We start from the raw sequence: 15,584 nt of genomic DNA, 5'->3' as shown, positions 1-15,584 counted from the left end.
ACCATGCTGACGCTGTATTATCACCCGCTGGCTTCTTATTGCTGGAAACCGCTCATCGCGCTTTACGAGGCGGGGACCGCCTTTACGCCGCGCCTTGTGGATCTGGCGCAGCCTGACGATGCGGCATTGCTGGAACGGCTGTGGCCAATGCGGCTGTTTCCGGTTCTTGAGGATGGCGATACGGTGCTGCCGGAAAGCTCGATCATCATCGAATATCTGGACCTGCATCACCCGGGGCCCCATCGCCTGATCCCCGCCGACCCCAAGGCCGCACTTCAGGTGCGGCTATGGGACCGCTTTTTTGACATGCACATGGAATCGCCCGTGCAGGAAATCGTCCGCGACGCCCTGCGACCCGAGTCGCGCCGCGACCGGCAGACGGTGGCCGAGCAAAAAGAAAAGCTGGATCGCGCCTATATCGCAGCCGAGCGGCATCTGGCCGCCTGCGACAACGACAGCTGGATCGCAGGCGCGTTCTCTTTGGCAGATTGCGCGGCCATGCCTGCACTGTTCTATGCCGGGGCGATTCACCCCTTTTATGCCCATCCGGCACTGTCGGAGTATTTCACGCGGCTGACCCGGCGCCCTTCGGCCGGGCGTGTGATCGAGGGCGCGCGGCCCTGGTTTCAATATTTTCCCTTCCGGCAGGGGATTGCAGCGCAGTTCCTGGCCTAGCGCCTCTTGGCCTTTTGCCCGCGCTTCGCTATCCCCAACGCGATTCAAGGGGTGAAACACCATGGCCATGGACAAGAACTTCGACGCGCAAACCGCCGAGGCCCGGATTGCGCGGGAATGGGCGGCAAGAAACGCCTTTGCCGCAGGCGCCAATGCAAAACCGGGGGCGGACAGCTTCTCGGTGGTAATCCCACCCCCGAACGTAACCGGCAGCCTGCATATCGGCCACGCCCTGAACAATACGCTGCAAGACATTCTGGTGCGCTGGCACCGGATGCGGGGCTTTGACACGCTGTGGCAGCCCGGTCAGGACCATGCCGGCATCGCCACCCAGATGGTCGTCGAACGCCAGATGGCCGAACGGCAAGAGCCAAACCGCCGCGACATCGGGCGCGAGGCCTTTTTGCAAAAGGTCTGGGCCTGGAAACAGGAATCAGGCGACACGATCATCGAACAGCTCAAGCGGCTTGGCGCCTCGTGCGACTGGTCGCGCAACGCCTTTACCATGTCCGGCGCCCCCGGCGCGCCAGCGGGCGAAGAAGGCAACTTCCACGACGCCGTCATCAAGGTCTTTGTCGAGATGTATGACAAGGGGCTGATCTACCGCGGCAAGCGGCTGGTCAACTGGGACCCCCATTTTGAGACCGCGATCAGCGATCTTGAGGTCGAGAACCGCGAGATTCCCGGCCATATGTGGCATTTTAAATACCCGCTCGCCGGCGGCGAGACCTATGAATATGTCGAGCGTGACCAGGACGGGAACGTCACCCTGCGCGAGACGCGCGACTATATCAGCATCGCCACCACCCGCCCCGAAACCATGCTGGGCGACGGCGCAGTCGCGGTTCATCCCGATGATCCCCGCTATGCCCCGATCGTCGGCAAGCTGTGCGAAATCCCGGTCGGACCCAAGGAGTACCGCCGTCTGATCCCGATCATCACCGACGAATATCCCGACCCCGATTTCGGGTCAGGCGCGGTCAAGATCACCGGCGCGCATGACTTTAACGACTATGGCGTCGCCCTGCGCAACAACATCCCGCTTTATGTGCTGCTGGACGGCAAGGGGCGGATGCGCGCGGACGGGCTGAGCTATGCGGAAAGCGCCGGGATCGCCACCCGCGCGGCCCGGGGCGAGGATGTGGGCGATGTCTCAAACGTCAATCTGGTGCCCGAAGAGCTGCGCGGCCTTGACCGCTATGAGGCGCGGGCGCGCGTGGTCGAGGCAATCACCAGCGAAGGGCTGGCCGTCACCTATCTGCATAAGGAAATCGACAAGGAAACCGGCGCTGAACATCTTGAGCGTCGTCCCCTGGTCGAATCCAAGCCGATCATGCAGCCCTTTGGCGACCGCTCGGGCGTGGTGATCGAGCCGATGCTGACCGACCAGTGGTTCGTGGATACGGCCAAGATCGTCGGCCCGGCCATCGAGGCAGTCCGCTCGGGTCAGACCCGGATCCTGCCCGAACAGCACGAAAAGGTCTATTTCCACTGGCTTGAAAACATCGAGCCATGGACCATTTCCCGCCAGCTGTGGTGGGGTCACCAGATCCCGGTCTGGTACGGCCTCGACCTGCGGCTTGAAGGTCAGGTCGATGACGATCATGACGGCGCGCTTGACGAGGTCGAGATCTTTGCCCTGCTGGAAGAAGGCCTTGTCCACCGCGACGAGGTCCACCATGCCGCATCGAATTTCGCCGAGGTGGCCGAGAAGTTCCGCGATTCCATCGCCGCGCTGCCGGTTCCGCTGGAAACCGCTCGGGTGATCGAGGTTGCCGACCGCGCGGCCGCCATCGACGCCTTTGCCCAGGGGCTTGCCGATTACAACCTGTCGCAGGACCCGACCAGACTGGTTTATCCGGTCTGGCGCGACCCCGATGTGCTCGACACCTGGTTCTCGTCCGGGCTATGGCCGATCGGGACACTTGGCTGGCCCGAGGACACGGCCGAGCTGCGCAGGTATTTCCCGACAGACGTTCTGGTGACGGGTTTCGACATCATCTTCTTCTGGGTGGCCCGGATGATGATGATGCAACTGGCCGTGGTTGGTCAGGTGCCCTTCCACACTGTCTATGTTCACGGACTGGTGCGCGACGAAAAAGGCGCCAAGATGTCGAAGTCGAAAGGCAACGTCATCGACCCTCTGGTGCTGATCGACGAATATGGTGCGGACGCGCTGCGCTTTACCCTGACCAGCATGGCCGCGATGGGCCGCGACCCTAAGCTTGGGCCGAAACATGTCGAGGTAAACCGCAACTTTGTCACCAAGCTGTGGAACGCGACCCGCTTTGCCGAAATGAACGGCGTGCGCGGGGGTGTTGCCCTGCCGCAACCGCGCCATGTCGTGAACCGCTGGATCATCGGCGAGGTCGCACGCATCCGTCAGGCGACCGACGAGGCGCTGGCGAGTTTCCGCTTTAACGATGCCGCGACCGGGCTCTACGCCTTTGTCTGGGGCAAGGTCTGCGACTGGTATGTCGAATTCTCGAAGCCGCTGTTCGATGGCGAGTTCGGCGATGAAACCCGCGCCACCATGGGCTGGGTTCTGGATCAGTGCTATACGCTTTTGCATCCGATCATGCCCTTTGTCACCGAAGAGCTTTGGTCGCTGACCGGCGACCGGGCAGGCATGCTCATCCATGGTGACTGGCCGGAATATGGTGCCGAGCTGATCGACGCCGAGGCTGACCGTCAGATGAACTGGGTGATCCAGCTGATCGAAAACATCCGCTCGGCCCGTGCCCAGATCGGCGTGCCGGCAGGTGCCCGTCCCGAGCTGATCGTGACCGAGGCCGATGATGCCGCCCGCGCCGCCCTTGCCGCCAACGGCCCGCTGATCGAGCGTCTGGCCCGGGTCGGCGCACCGAAAGAGGGTGCAGTCGGCCCCGGCATGATCTCGGTCGCGGCACTGGGGGCAAGCTTTGCCTTGCCGGTGGGCGAGATGATCGACGTCAAGACCGAGACCGCGCGGCTGGAAAAGGCCGCCGCCAAGACGGAAAAGGATGCGCAGGGCCTGCGTGGTCGGCTGGCGAACCCCAAATTCGTCGAACATGCCGAACCCGAGGTCATCGAAGAGACGCGCGAAAAACTCGCCGCGCTCGAAGACGACCTGACCCGTATCCGCGGGGCGCTGGCGCAGCTCGCCTCGATGTAATCCCTGCGCTCCCCGCGGGACACCGCACCGCAATACACTTATCTCAGGGCCGTTCGGACAGGGCGGCCCTGATGCTATTTGCGATCATCCTGGGCACTTCGGGCGCCAGCCCGACGGGCGGCAGGGTCAGGCCGCGAAACCCGGCCCCGGCCAGCGCCGTGGGCAAGTCGTCAGTGACGTGATCGGCCCCGGTGGCAAAAAGCGGCAGGCAGATCGACTGCGCCGGCAAACCGCGCGCGGCATCGGCAAGGCGCGGCTCCTCTTCGATAAAACCGCACGAGACAGCGGCAAGATGGGGGGCAAGCGTCTTGGCCATCTGCTGCGCGGTCTCGGCAGGGGCACGCGAACGCCCCGAGCCATGTGCAGCGATCAAAAGATGCGTCTGCGCCATAGACCACCTCTGCCTTGCCGCCGCCTCGGAGATCAGGGCAAGGCACAGGCCCGGCAATCCCGGATCGCTGCCAAAGGGTGGCAGGACGCGTGCCCGCGCCGCACCGGAAAGCGTCAGGCGGCGGGGCAGCTCGCTGCGGGTAAACCATCCCGTGGCCATGAACAGCGGATAGATCAGCGTCTTATCATCAGCGATATCCAGCGCGCCGGGCATGGCAAGCGTCGCGCCCCGCACCTGCGCCTGAGGCAAAAGCGCGGCGACACGGGCCGCCAGCGCCTCGACCGCATTTTGCTGCGGGACCGGATCGCCCGGCTGACCATGGGCGACGATCAGCGCCTTACGCACGAAAGGCGGCGGCGAAAGGCTCGGGGATCGCGAACTCCCCAAGCGCCCGGGCGCGGGCCATGGTGGACATCTTGCGTGCGGTCTTTTCAACGATGCGCTGCAATTCCTCAGGGTCGCGCCCCTCGGCAAAGGGGCCCATATACCAGCGGATAAAGGTAAAGCAGGCCACATCCTCAAGCGCCTGCACCTCGGGGTCGCGCTTGATGCCCTGTTTGGTCAGCATCCGTTCGGCTGCTGCGATGTCATCCCCGTCATAGCCAGCCTCGCGCATGATCCCGGCGATACGGGCGGCATGGCGGCGACCCTGCTCGGTCCGCCATGCCAGATAGCCCGCCCGGTCCATGGGATAGGCATCGCGCGGCAAAAGGAACCGCTCGACATGCTGGCCGCGACAGGCGATGCGCAAGGGCTCAGAGGCATCAGGGTACAGCGTCTCTTGCTCGGCCGTCATGCGCTGGCCGTAAAGAAGCGCCTCGGGCCGCCCTTCGGCGTCCAGATGCGGGTCGGCGGAATTAGCCTTGTCGATGGCGTCAAAAGCGGTCTGAAGGCGTGTCATGGGGTCCCCTTTTTCGCGTCATCATGCCGCAGCAGGGCGCGGCGTCAACGCGGATTGCCGTCACAGGGGCGCAAGGCTAGGCTGGCGGCATGGAATGGGGCGAATTTGCATTGGCGCTGGCGGCTTTTCTGGGCTCGCATGTGATCCCGGCCCGATTCCGCGAGCCGCTGATCCGTACGCTGGGGCGGCGGGGCTATGTCATCGGTTACAGCCTGTTGTCGCTTGCGCTGCTGTACTGGCTGATCATTGCCGCCGCCCGCGCCCCCTTTGTCGAGATCTGGCCGCAAGAGCCGTGGATGCGCTGGCTTGCCAATATCGCCATGCCCATAGCGGTGCTGGCAGCGCTGACCGGCGGCATGGCGGGGTTGATGGCGGGCTTTACCCTGTGGGGCGCAGCGCATTTGATCGCCAACGGCGATCTGGCGCATGTGATCCTGTTCGGGCTGCTGCTTGCCTATGCCCTGTTCGGGCTGGCGATCAGCCTGCGACGCGGATGGGCCCTGCGGCTGACCTGGCCGCGCCTTGCGCTGGCCGTTCTGATCTGGGCAGGGCTGTTCCACCTGCACCCCATGGTAATCGGGGTCAGCCCGGCACCCTGAAGCCCTCGGGGATGCGATCACGCCCCTCAAGGATCAGATCAGCCAGCATTCCTGCGCAGGCCGGGGCCATGGCAAGGCCGATTTTGAAACCACCGTTGGCGACGTAATGGCCCGGCCGCCCCGGCCATGGCCCGACGATGGGCGCGCGGGAGCGCGCGCGCGGGCGGATGCCGGCCCAGCGATCAACGACCGGTGCATCCCCCAGTGCCGGACACAGGGCGCGGGCCTTGTCTATCAGCACCTCAAGCTGGGCGTCGGTGCCGGTGTCCATGACATCGCGTTCCGAGGTCGAGCCAATGGCCACGGTCCCGTCCGCATGGGGCACGATATGGACCCCATCGGCAAAGACCTGCGGGGCATCGGCCATATCCAGCGCCAGAAGCGCCGACTGGCCCTTGACCCCGCCGCCGCCAAAGGGCGCAAGACCGGCCACTCCGGTCGCCCAGATCGCGGGGGCGTCGGGCGCGGCCTGCCCCTCGATGAGCTCTCCGCCCCGGGCGATGATCGCGGCGGCAAGCGCGGCACCTGCACGGCGTGGACTGACCCGCGCGGTCAGTCGGTCCACCAACCACAGGCCCGAAGGCGACAGGGGCACCAACGGCGCCTGTGGCGCCTCAGTCATCTCCATTCCCGCCCATTCTGGCCAGTTGGCGCGGGCTGCCTCGATCCGTTCGGCCATCCGCGCCTCGGACCCCTCGGGCACGGGCTGGATACGACCGGTGCGGGCGTAACCAGGATCGACCCCGCCCGCCGCGGCAACCTCGGTCCACCACCCTTCGGCAGCTATCAGAGCCTCCAGCTGGACCTGCTTTTTGGCGTTCCAGTTCTCGGGCGCGTGGGGGGCAAGCGCGCCGACATGCCCGCCCGAGGCACCTGCCCCGATCCGCGCCGCCTCAAAGACGCGCACCCGTATGCCGCGCCGCAGCAGCTCCCATGCGCAGGCAAGGCCAAAGACACCTGCGCCCGCCACTGTGATTTCGCTTGCCATTCCGCTGCCCCTTGCCGCATCTGCCTGCAAAAAGGAGTTAGCGCGGATGGCCAAGCGCGACCAGAGCAGCGCCGATCTGGATTGGCGTGACAGGGCGATTCCTGTCTCGCGCCGCTTTGACGACCCCTACTTCAGCCTCAGCGGCGGGCTGGACGAGACGCGCCACGTCTTTCTGGCCGGAAACGATCTGCCCGCCCGGTTGCGGCCCGGCTTTCACGTCGCCGAACTGGGCTTTGGCACTGGGCTGAACCTTCTGGCACTGGCGCAGATCGCAACTGTGCCGATCCGCTTTACCAGCTTTGAGGCCTTTCCGATGAGCGCCGATGAACTGGCCCGCGCCCATGCCGCCTTTCCCGAGCTTGCCCCGCTTGCAGCCCAGCTACGCGAGGGCTGGCCGCAACAGCATCTGACCGTCGGGCTGGTTCAGGCCGAAATCATCCAGGCCGATGCGCGCGAGGCCCTGCCCGTATGGGATGGACAGGCGGATGCGTGGTTTCTGGACGGGTTTTCGCCAGCCAAAAACCCCGAGCTTTGGGGCGAGGCACTAATGACCGAGGTCGCACGCCACACTGCCGCGGGCGGGACCTTTGCGACCTACACAGCGGCAGGCCATGTACGACGGGCACTGGCGGCGGCAGGTTTTACCGTCAGTCGCGCGCCGGGCTTTGCCGGCAAGCGCCACATGAGCCGCGGCCAGCTTTAGCGCCGACGCACCGGCGGGATGCGTGAGGGGGCATAGGCCGGGGCATGAGGCGGGCGACCATGGGTGCGCTGCCAGAAACGCGACCCGCCCCGACGCAGAAACAGCGGCACGGCAAATACGATCCCCGCCAGGAACCCCGCTGCATGGGCCACATAGGCAACGCCGTCATCGACCATGCTGGCGCTTGAGACCAGCTGGATGCCGAACCATGCCAGCAACAGCACCCATGCCGGAATGGTAAAGCGGCGAATAATAATGATGATAATGGCGATGACATCGACGCGCGCGCGCGGGAACATCAGCAGATAGCCGCCCATTACCCCGGCAATTGCACCCGAAGCGCCGATCATGGGGACATCGCTCATCGGGTCGGCCGCGATCTGGCCCGCCGCCGCCGCCAACCCGCAGGCAAGGTAAAAGACCAGAAAGCCGAAACGCCCCATCTGATCTTCCAGATTGTCGCCAAAAACCCACAGGAACAGCATGTTACCGGCGATATGCATGATCCCGGCATGCAGGAACATATGCGTTACCAGCCCCCACAGCCAGTCGCCATGCCTGACCGCCACCGGGTATAGCGCAAGGCGGTTCCACAGACCGACCTCTCCGCCCGCCCATGGCATGGTGATGAGAAACATCGCCACGTTCAGAAAGATCAGCGCATAGGTCACATAGGGCGTGCGCTCGGATGGGTTATGGTCGCGGATCGGAAACATGGCTTCAGCCTGAAGCATCACCGGGTGCTGTGCAAGCGGCCCTGTTCGGATCGCCGGGCCGCGTATAGCATCGACCCCGAATCGCATCGAGTAAGGGGCGCCCAGTATGACCAGCCTGACCGAACGCAAGAATGCCGCCATCTCGCGCGGGGTGGGGATGACGACCCAGATCTATGCCGAACGCGCCGAGAATTCCGAGATCTGGGACAAAGAGGGCAAGCGCTATATCGACTTTGCCGCCGGGATCGCCGTGGTCAACACCGGCCACCGTCACCCAAAGGTGATCGGGGCGGTGCGTGCTCAGCTCGACCGTTTTACCCATACCTGCCATCAGGTCGTGCCCTATGAAAACTACGTTGCGCTGGCCGAGCGGCTGAACCAGCTTGTCCCCGGCGACGGGCCGAAAAAGACCGCCTTTTACACCACCGGGGCAGAGGCAGTGGAAAACGCGGTCAAGATCGCCCGTCATTACACCGGTCGTGCCGGGATCATCGCATTTGCAGGGGGCTTTCACGGCCGCACCTTCCTTGGCATGTCGCTGACCGGCAAGGTCCAGCCCTATAAGGCAGGCTTTGGGCCGATGATGAACGACGTCTGGCACCTGCCATTCCCCAACCCCTTGCATGGCGTGACTGCCGACGAGGCGCTGGCGGCGCTTGACCGGCTGTTTCGCGCCGATATCGACCCCTCGCGCGTTGCAGCCATCATCATCGAGCCGGTGCAGGGCGAGGGCGGCTTTTATGAGGCGCCGACCGGCTTTATCCAGCGCCTGCGCGAGATCTGCGACCAGTATTCGATCCTGCTGATCGCCGACGAGGTTCAGGCCGGCTTTGCCCGCACCGGCAAGCTGTTCGCGATGGAACATCACGGGGTTGCCGCCGATCTGACCACCATGGCCAAGGGGCTGGGCGGCGGCCTGCCGATCAGCGCCGTCACCGGACGGGCCGAAGTGATGGACAGCCCCGCCCCCGGCGGGCTTGGTGGCACCTATGCGGGCAACCCTCTGGCCGTCGCCGCCGCCCATGCGGTGCTGGACGTGATCGCAGAAGAGGACCTTTGCGAACGTGCCACCCGGCTTGGCCAGCGGCTGAAACAGCGCCTGGCCGGCATCGCCGATTCGGTGCCCGAGATTGTCGATATTCGCGGTCCGGGTTTTATGAACGCGGTCGAGTTCAACCTTGCCGGCACCGACAAGCCGAACCCCGATTTTGCCAACCGCGTCCGCGAAGAAGCGCTGAAACGCGGCCTGATCCTGTTGACCTGCGGCGTGCACGGCAATGTCATCCGTTTCCTCGCGCCGTTGACCATTCAGGATCAGGTCTTTGACGAGGCGCTGGATATCCTGGAAGCCGCGCTTAGGGCTGCGCGGGAATAAATCAGCGCCAAGACCGCGAAAGATCAAATGGAAAGGTCCGCCCCGACAGGACGGACCTTTGATTTCCCCGGGGCTTTTCGGCCTCAGCTCAGCGCCTTGGACCCCATGTTCAGGAATTTCTGCCGCCGCTCGTTGATCAGTTCCGCGGGTTTCTTGCCCTGAAGCTCACCCAACATTGCGGCGATAGCCTCGCCCACAGCAGCGACTGCTTCTTCGGGGGCGCGCTGCGCGCCGCCCATCGGTTCAGAGATGATGCGGTCAATAACATCAAGCTTTTTCAGATCCTGTGCCGTCAGTTTCAGCGCATGGGCGGCCTCGCGCATCTTTTCGGCGTCTTTCCACAGAATCGAGGCGCATCCTTCGGGCGAGATCACCGAATAGATCGAGTGTTCCAGCATGGCGATACGGTTCGCCGTGGCAAAGGCCACAGCCCCGCCGGAACCGCCTTCGCCGATGATGACCGAAATCAGCGGCACGCCGATCTGCAAGCATTTCTCGGTCGCCCGGGCAATAGCCTCAGACTGGCCGCGCTCTTCCGCACCTTTGCCTGGATAGGCGCCGGGCGTGTCGACAAGCGTGATCACCGGCAGGCGGAAACGATCGGCCATATCCATCAGGCGGATCGCCTTGCGATACCCTTCGGGCCGGGCCATGCCGAAATTGTGAAAGATGCGCGATTTGGTATCATTGCCCTTTTCATGGCCGATGACCACGCAGGGCTGATCCTTAAAACGCGCAAGACCGCCCATGACGGCATGATCCTCGCCAAAGGCGCGGTCGCCGGCCAGGGGTGTGTATTCGCTGAACAACACGTCGATATAGTCGCGGCAATGGGGCCGCTCGGGGTGGCGGGCGACCTGTGTCTTGCGCCACGGATCAAGCTGTTTGTAGAGATCGCGCAGCATTTCCTCGGCCTTACGGTCAAGGGCGGCCGCCTCTTTCTCCAGATCAACACCTTCACCCTTTCGGGCCAATGCACGCAGTTCCTCGGCCTTGCCCTCAAGATCGGCAAGGGGCTTTTCGAACTCCAGGTAAGTCATGCAGGGCTCCGCGCTGTCATCCGGTCGGGTCTGTCTGGTCCGCGCCCTATATGATCGCCGCGCGCCGGGAATGCAACTTTTGCCTCACCACCGTGACAAGGCGTCCTCATCCTCGGCCTTTGCTTCGACCCAATCACCGGGACCGTCAGGACCGATTTCGCGTTTCCAGAAGGGGGCGCGGGATTTCAGCCAGTCCATCAGGTATTCCGCCGCCTCAAATGCCGCCTTGCGGTGCCGGGCGGCTGTGGCGACCATCATGATCTGTTCACCGACTTCAAGACGGCCGAAGCGGTGGATGATCCGCCAGCCGGTCAGGCCAAAACGTTGTGCTGCCTGCTCGCCATAGGCTTGCAGCGCCTTTTCGGTCATGCCGGGATAATGTTCGATCTCAAGTGCGACCAGACGACCATCTTCGTCGCGCACCAGGCCCGAAAAGCTTACGACCGCGCCTGCGCCTGCGCCAAAGCCCGCCAGCTCGGCACCAAGGTCAAAGGGCACGCTTTGGACCCGGGCCGTCATCCTAGCCTCCGGTCATCGGCGGGAAAAAGGCGACTTCGCGCACCCCTTCCAACGATGCGTCCAGATCAGCCAGTTCCTGATCCACAGCGATGCGCACCGCTGTCAGGTCGGCCAGTGCCGCCGCGTGCCATTCGTCCATTGCAGCAAGTTCGGCCACCAGTTCACGGACGGTACGGGCCTGTGTCTCGACCCGCTCGCGCGGCTGGCCGATGCGTTCGCGCAGCCAGGCGAAATACAGAACGTCAAGCGCCATGGTCATCCCTCAGGAATGGCCGGGCCTTGGCGAAGTAGTCCCAGCCAGTGATCGCAGTCAGAACCGCCGCGATCCAGATCAGCACCAGCCCAACCTGCGTCGCCAGATCCGACCAGTTGTCGGACCAGGGCAGACTGGTTTCACCCACAAGCGGCGGATGGCCGGTTTCATAGTAATTCAGCCCGGTGCCCAGAAACAGCACGGCAATGGCGACCATCTGTGCCGTTGTCTTCCACTTGGCCAGTTTCGTGACCTTGAGCAGCCGTGCCTTGTCCCCCAGGAATTCGCGCAGGCCCGAAACAAAGACCTCACGAAACAGGATCACGGTGGCGGGCAGGATCAGCCAGGGGTTCATGCCCGAATAGCCGGTGATGACCACCACGGCGATGATGACCATGGCCTTGTCCGCAATCGGGTCCATGGCGGCGCCAAAGCGGCTTTCCTGCGCCCAGGCGCGGGCCAGATAGCCGTCGAACCAATCGGTTACGGCGGCGATCAGGAACAGCGCCAGCGCCGCGAAATCAGCAAAGGGCCGGCTGAGAAAGAAGAACATCAGCGGCACCAACGGTGCCGCCAGAAGTCGCAGAACAGTCAGTAGATTTGGCAGGGTCCAGCGCATGGTCGCACTCTAGGACGTCGTCGCGGCGGGGGGAAGGGGTCACCCACGGGATCAGGCCGCACTAGGCGGGTCCGGCCCCCTTGGGCACGCTATGGTCATCATGCGCGCATAGAGCGTGATTGCCCAGAACCTCGATCACCCGGCATTCGGCGATTGTGTGGCTGGCACAATGATCCAGCATGCGCCGCAATTCATCGCGCAGCGCCGCCAGCCGGGCGATTCTTGCCTCGACCTCGGCAAGCTGGCGGATCGCGATCTCATCTGCGGTGTGGCACGATTCGCCGGGCTGGTCCGAAAGGCTCAACAGCTCGCGGATCGCCTCTAGCGGAAAGCCAAGGTCGCGGGCATGGCGGATAAAAGCCAGCCTTTCTTGCATCTTGCGGGTGTAAAGGCGCTGGTTGCCCCCGGTCCGCTCGGGCTCGGGCAAAAGGCCGATCTGCTCATAATAGCGGATGGTGGGTACCTTGACCCCTGTCGCCGCGCTGAGCCTGCCGATCGAGAACATCGAAATACCTCTTGAAGCTCTGGTCGCTAGAGCATCTAGGGTCCCGAATCATCAAGTACAAGGCCTCCGATGGGCAGGAGCAGGACGATGAACACGGCAAAGGCAGAGCGGCGGGAATGGCTGATCACGGGAATGGATTGCGCGTCCTGCGCCACCAAGGTGACGGGCGCGGTCGAGCGTCTGCCCGGCGTCAGCGATGTCAGCGTAGCCCTGATGTCCGAGCGACTGTCCCTGAACCTTACCCCCGGCAGAACCGGGACGGATGAGATCGAGGGCGTCGTGCGCAGCCTTGGTTATGGCATCGTGCCGAAAGGACAGGGCACATCCTCCGGCGCCACACGTCTGCCGCAGGACGCCCGCGATCACGCCGGACATGATCACAGCGGCCACGATCATGGCGGACATGATCAGGCCATACGCGGCCAGCCGTGGTACCGGACTGGCAAGGGACGGCTGGTGCTTTTCACCGGTGCGCTGCTGGTGATTGCATGGGTTGTTTCGGCTTTGATCGCTGGGCCGGCAGGGCATTGGGCGTTTCAGGCAGCCTGTATCATCGGCGTTGCTCCGGTGGCGCGCCGCGCCTATGCGGCGCTGCGCCTTGGCCAGCCCTTTACCATCGAGGCGCTGATGACGATTGCCGCCATCGGCGCGCTGATCATCGGCGCTGCAGAAGAGGCCGCTCTGGTCGTCTTTCTGTTTGCTGTGGGCGAAGTGCTTGAAGGCGTCGCCGCCGGTAAGGCCCGTGACGGAATCCGGGCGCTGGCCAATCTGGTGCCCAAGACCGCACTGCTGGAAACCGATGGCACCACGCGCGAGGTCCCGGCCGCATCGCTGCTCGTCGGCCAGACGGTGCTGGTCCGCCCCGGTGACCGCATCCCGGCCGATGGCGAGATCATCGAAGGGACAAGCGGCATCGACGAAAGCCCGGTGACCGGCGAAAGCCTGCCCCGCACGCGCGGCCCGGGTGATCCGGTCTTTGCCGGCGCGATCAATGCCGAGGCTGCCCTGCGCATCCGCGTCACGCGTGAGCCCGCCGACAACACCATCGCCCGCATCATCCGGCTGGTCGAAGAAGCAGAAGAGGCCCGTGCGCCGACCGAACGTTTTATCGACCGCTTCAGCCGCTGGTACATGCCTGCCGTGGTTGCGGTCGCTGCGCTGGTGATGCTGGTTCCGCCGCTGGCCTTTGGCGCCGACTGGGACACCTGGATCTATCGCGGGCTGGCACTGTTGCTGATCGGCTGCCCCTGCGCGCTGGTGATCTCGGTCCCGGCCTCTATCGCGTCGGCCCTGTCCTCGGGCGCGCGGCAAGGCCTGCTGATGAAGGGCGGCGCAGTGATCGAGGCCGCCGCCTCGGCCCGGCGCGTTGCTATCGACAAGACCGGCACCCTGACCCGCGGCCAGCCCGAGGTGGTGCATCTTTTGCCCGCTCCCGGTATAACCGAAGCCCAGCTTCTTACCGTTGCCTCGGGGGTCGAGGCAGGATCTGGCCACCCGCTGGCGCAGGCGATCCTGCAACGGGCCGAGGCGGCGGGCATCGCCCCTCCGCCCGCGCGCGATGCCCGCGTATTGCCCGGCAAGGGGGTCGAGGCGCTGGTCGACGGTACCCGCGCATGGGTCGCCTCGCCCAGCTATGCCGGGACTCTGGGCGGGCTGCACGCAGCTGCCACGGGCGATATCGAGACGCTTGAGGCGCAGGGCATGACGGTGGTCGCGGTCTTTCACCAGGATGAACCCCTGGGCCTGCTCGCCCTGCGCGATGAGCCGCGTCCCGACGCCGCCGAGGCAATGAGCCGGCTGAAAGCCATGGGGATCGAACCGATCATGCTGACCGGTGACAACCCGCGCACCGCGCAGGCCATCGCTGACCGGTTGGGCATTTCCTTCCGTGCCGGAATGCTGCCCGAGGACAAGCTGGCCGCGATCCGCGGAATGGCCGGACAGGGTGGCGTCCTGATGGTCGGCGACGGCATCAACGATGCGCCGGCCCTGAAACAGGCCAGCGTTGGGATCGCCATGGGTTCGGGCACCGATGTCGCGCTTGAGACCGCCGATGCCGCGATCCTGCGCGACCGGGTCGGGGATGTTCCCTCGCTGATCGGGCTGGCGCGGGTGACCATGCGCAACATCCACCAGAACGTGACCATCGCTCTGGGGCTGAAAGCGGTGTTTCTGGTCACCTCGGTCCTTGGCATCACCGGTCTGTGGATCGCCATTCTGGCCGATACCGGCGCCACGGTGCTGGTAACCCTGAACGCGCTGCGCCTGCTTGGCCATGATCCGGCAAAGACGCCCTAGTTTGTGTTGACGAAATGGATTTCGGTGGTTGACGCTCTGTGATTCAAGCTCATCTCCACGTGGGAGATGGAGCTTGGCGCGCAACCTGATATCCGACGATGAGTGGGCCTTCTTCGAAGGCTTTATTCGTGCCGTCCGACACCCGCATGGGCGCAAGCTATCCAATCATCGTCTTGTTCTGGATGGTATTTTCCGGGTTGCAAGAAGCGGCGCGCCCTGGCGCGACCTGCCCGAAGAGTTCGGCAAATGGTCCTCGGTCTGCCGTCAGTTCCGCCGCTGGACCCTGGCCGGGCTGTGGGAGGACATTCTGGACGCGGCTCGGACCACGCGGGAATTGCGCCCGACAAACTCCAGATGGTCGACAGCACCGTGATCCCCGCCCATCATCATGCGGCGGGCGCAAAAGGGGACTCCGAAAGAGGCTCCTGGCCATTCGAGAGGTGGGTTCCCGACCAGGATCCATCTCCGCGTCGACGGCGCGGGCCCCCGATGAGGACCGGGATCACGCCGGGCCAGAACTCCGACCATACCGGCTGTGATCTGGTGATGACTGATAACCTGCCGCAGCCTGTGGTTCTGGTGGCGGACAGGGGAAATTCGGGCAGAGATCGAAAGCCGCAACGCCCTGCCGATGATCCCGATGCGCAGGAACCGCAAGGTTCGAACGGTTGCCGACATGACCATCTATACGCTGCGCAACATGGTCAAGTGGTGCTTCAACAAACTCAAGAACAGCCCTCTGCTGGCAACCCGCTATGACAAAACCGTAGCCAGCTTCCCCGGCGGCGTCGACATAGCATCCATCAGGCTCTGGATCCGCCAGCTGGCAACATGAACCAGGACGTGGG

General features: G+C 64.3%; 15 protein-coding genes and 1 pseudogene. 7 read left to right on the top strand and 9 right to left on the bottom strand.

Going from position 1 to position 15,584, the window contains the following annotated elements; genetic code table 11:
- Positions 1 to 3 precede the first annotated feature (3 nt).
- Together PARACOCCUSGL_RS0112780 and PARACOCCUSGL_RS0112775 are read left to right on the top strand one after the other, a co-directional pair.
- Positions 4 to 675 (top strand): glutathione S-transferase family protein, encoded by a 672-nt coding sequence (locus tag PARACOCCUSGL_RS0112780; protein ID WP_010397188.1) that lies wholly within the window; start codon positions 4 to 6, stop codon positions 673 to 675.
- A gap of 61 nt (positions 676 to 736) precedes the next feature.
- Positions 737 to 3,829, top strand: coding sequence for a valine--tRNA ligase (locus tag PARACOCCUSGL_RS0112775; protein ID WP_010397186.1), 3,093 nt, complete (start codon positions 737 to 739; stop codon positions 3,827 to 3,829).
- A 43-nt stretch (positions 3,830 to 3,872) separates the two neighbouring features.
- Here PARACOCCUSGL_RS0112775 and PARACOCCUSGL_RS0112770 read toward each other — a convergent pair whose 3' ends face one another.
- Together PARACOCCUSGL_RS0112770 and PARACOCCUSGL_RS0112765 are read right to left on the bottom strand one after the other, a co-directional pair.
- Entirely contained in the window at positions 3,873 to 4,565 is a 693-nt protein-coding gene (locus PARACOCCUSGL_RS0112770; RefSeq protein ID WP_010397184.1) for a sirohydrochlorin chelatase, read from the bottom strand.
- A complete protein-coding gene (locus tag PARACOCCUSGL_RS0112765; protein WP_010397182.1) occupies positions 4,558 to 5,121 on the bottom strand; it encodes a DUF4202 domain-containing protein in 564 nt (187 codons plus the stop codon). Before PARACOCCUSGL_RS0112765 ends, PARACOCCUSGL_RS0112770 begins: the two co-directional genes overlap by 8 nt.
- An 89-nt stretch (positions 5,122 to 5,210) precedes the next feature.
- Here PARACOCCUSGL_RS0112765 and PARACOCCUSGL_RS0112760 point away from each other — a divergent pair, with 89 nt between their 5' ends.
- Positions 5,211 to 5,720: an NnrU family protein gene (locus tag PARACOCCUSGL_RS0112760; protein WP_010397180.1), complete on the top strand. Its 510-nt coding sequence runs from the start codon at positions 5,211 to 5,213 to the stop codon at positions 5,718 to 5,720.
- Here PARACOCCUSGL_RS0112760 and PARACOCCUSGL_RS0112755 read toward each other — a convergent pair.
- On the bottom strand, positions 5,704 to 6,708 hold the full coding sequence (locus PARACOCCUSGL_RS0112755; RefSeq protein ID WP_010397177.1) for an FAD-binding oxidoreductase: 1,005 nt from the start codon (positions 6,706 to 6,708) through the stop codon (positions 5,704 to 5,706). The genes PARACOCCUSGL_RS0112760 and PARACOCCUSGL_RS0112755 overlap by 17 nt on opposite strands.
- A 46-nt stretch (positions 6,709 to 6,754) precedes the next feature.
- On the opposite strand from PARACOCCUSGL_RS0112755, the gene mnmD reads away from it, so the two are divergent.
- Positions 6,755 to 7,411 carry a tRNA (5-methylaminomethyl-2-thiouridine)(34)-methyltransferase MnmD gene (mnmD, locus tag PARACOCCUSGL_RS0112750; RefSeq protein WP_010397174.1) on the top strand — a complete coding sequence of 219 codons (657 nt, stop codon included), beginning with the start codon at positions 6,755 to 6,757 and terminating at the stop codon, positions 7,409 to 7,411.
- On the opposite strand, the gene PARACOCCUSGL_RS0112745 is transcribed toward mnmD, so the two are convergent.
- Entirely contained in the window at positions 7,408 to 8,127 is a 720-nt protein-coding gene (locus tag PARACOCCUSGL_RS0112745) for a rhomboid family intramembrane serine protease (protein WP_029372204.1), read from the bottom strand. The two genes, mnmD and PARACOCCUSGL_RS0112745, sit on opposite strands and share 4 nt — an antisense overlap.
- Before the next feature lie 106 nt (positions 8,128 to 8,233).
- Between PARACOCCUSGL_RS0112745 and PARACOCCUSGL_RS0112740 the strand changes: the two genes are divergently transcribed.
- The gene (locus PARACOCCUSGL_RS0112740; protein ID WP_010397169.1) at positions 8,234 to 9,502 is read left to right on the top strand and encodes a 4-aminobutyrate--2-oxoglutarate transaminase; all 1,269 of its coding nucleotides are present in this window, start codon (positions 8,234 to 8,236) and stop codon (positions 9,500 to 9,502) included.
- An 83-nt stretch (positions 9,503 to 9,585) separates the two neighbouring features.
- Here the strand turns inward: PARACOCCUSGL_RS0112740 and PARACOCCUSGL_RS0112735 are convergent, their stop codons facing one another.
- The 5 genes from PARACOCCUSGL_RS0112735 to PARACOCCUSGL_RS0112715 form a co-directional block, all read right to left on the bottom strand.
- Positions 9,586 to 10,542 carry an acetyl-CoA carboxylase carboxyltransferase subunit alpha gene (locus PARACOCCUSGL_RS0112735; protein ID WP_010397168.1) on the bottom strand — a complete coding sequence of 319 codons (957 nt, stop codon included), beginning with the start codon at positions 10,540 to 10,542 and terminating at the stop codon, positions 9,586 to 9,588.
- Between the two features lie 84 nt (positions 10,543 to 10,626).
- Positions 10,627 to 11,061: a molybdenum cofactor biosynthesis protein MoaE gene (locus PARACOCCUSGL_RS0112730; RefSeq protein WP_010397166.1), complete on the bottom strand. Its 435-nt coding sequence runs from the start codon at positions 11,059 to 11,061 to the stop codon at positions 10,627 to 10,629.
- 1 nt (position 11,062) lies between these two features.
- Positions 11,063 to 11,314 (bottom strand): molybdopterin converting factor subunit 1, encoded by a 252-nt coding sequence (moaD, locus tag PARACOCCUSGL_RS0112725; RefSeq protein WP_010397163.1) that lies wholly within the window; start codon positions 11,312 to 11,314, stop codon positions 11,063 to 11,065.
- Complete coding sequence (gene pgsA / locus PARACOCCUSGL_RS0112720; RefSeq protein WP_010397161.1) at positions 11,304 to 11,933, bottom strand: CDP-diacylglycerol--glycerol-3-phosphate 3-phosphatidyltransferase; 630 nt, start codon at positions 11,931 to 11,933, stop codon at positions 11,304 to 11,306. Before pgsA ends, moaD begins: the two co-directional genes overlap by 11 nt.
- A 61-nt stretch (positions 11,934 to 11,994) precedes the next feature.
- Entirely contained in the window at positions 11,995 to 12,438 is a 444-nt protein-coding gene (locus PARACOCCUSGL_RS0112715) for a helix-turn-helix domain-containing protein (RefSeq protein ID WP_010397158.1), read from the bottom strand.
- Positions 12,439 to 12,525: 87 nt separating this feature from the next.
- Here PARACOCCUSGL_RS0112715 and PARACOCCUSGL_RS0112710 point away from each other — a divergent pair, with 87 nt between their 5' ends.
- Both PARACOCCUSGL_RS0112710 and PARACOCCUSGL_RS21515 read left to right on the top strand, forming a co-directional pair.
- Positions 12,526 to 14,736 carry a heavy metal translocating P-type ATPase gene (locus PARACOCCUSGL_RS0112710; RefSeq protein WP_010397156.1) on the top strand — a complete coding sequence of 737 codons (2,211 nt, stop codon included), beginning with the start codon at positions 12,526 to 12,528 and terminating at the stop codon, positions 14,734 to 14,736.
- Positions 14,737 to 14,764: 28 nt separating this feature from the next.
- Positions 14,765 to 15,571: pseudogene (locus tag PARACOCCUSGL_RS21515) on the top strand (IS5 family transposase).
- Positions 15,572 to 15,584 lie beyond the last annotated feature (13 nt).

This window comes from Paracoccus sp. TRP (assembly GCF_000185925.1).
Taxonomy (GTDB): Bacteria; Pseudomonadota; Alphaproteobacteria; order Rhodobacterales; family Rhodobacteraceae; genus Paracoccus; species Paracoccus kondratievae.
Note: the sequence above shows the minus strand (reverse complement) of the source record. Positions and strands in the feature narration are given on the sequence as shown.